The organism is Catellatospora chokoriensis (genome assembly GCF_011297315.1).
Lineage (GTDB): Bacteria > Actinomycetota > Actinomycetes > Mycobacteriales > Micromonosporaceae > Catellatospora > Catellatospora citrea.
Map to the genome: position 1 here is coordinate 1 of NZ_JAAOTI010000080.1, position 572 is coordinate 572.

At 67.3% G+C, this 572-nt stretch carries 1 protein-coding gene; it reads right to left on the reverse strand.

Annotation, left to right across the window (positions count from 1 at the left end):
- A partial coding sequence (locus tag HAV39_RS42055) for an NAD-dependent epimerase/dehydratase family protein (RefSeq protein WP_191844664.1) occupies positions 1 to 527 on the reverse strand: 527 nt, incomplete at its 3' end.
- Between the last annotated feature and the right edge of the window lie 45 nt (positions 528 to 572).

A 572-nucleotide genomic window follows, 5' to 3' on the forward strand; every position in this document is an offset into this window, starting at 1 on the left:
GGGTCGGCGCCGATCGGGTTGAAGTAGCGCAGCGACAGCACGCGCAGTGGTGTGGCCGCGGCGATGTCGGCCAGCATCTGCTCGACGATCGCCTTGGTCCGCGCGTAGGGGCTGATCGCCGTGACGGTGGAGTCCTCGTCGACGCTGAAGTCGGCGCCCGGCTCGTAGATCGCGGCCGACGAGCTGAACACGAGCCGGGTGACGCCCTTGGCGATGAGGTGGTCGACGAACTCGAGTGTCTTGGCGACGTTCTCCCGGTAGTAGTGGACCGGGTGTTGGACCGATTCGGGCACGACGATCAGTGCCGCGCAGTGCACGACCGTGTCGATGTCGGGGTGCTCGGCGAAGATCTGGTCGAGAATCGCGGGGTCGGCGATGTCGCCCTCGTAGAAGGTGCGGCCCTGGCAGAACTCGCGGCGGCCTGTCGCGAGATTGTCGAGGATCACCGGCTCGTGGCCCGAGTCGAGCAGGTACGAGGCCACCGTGCTGCCGATGAATCCCGCGCCTCCCGCGATGAGAACCTTCACGTGATGCCCTTTCCAGTGTGCCCCCGAGGGGAACGGCCCCAGCCG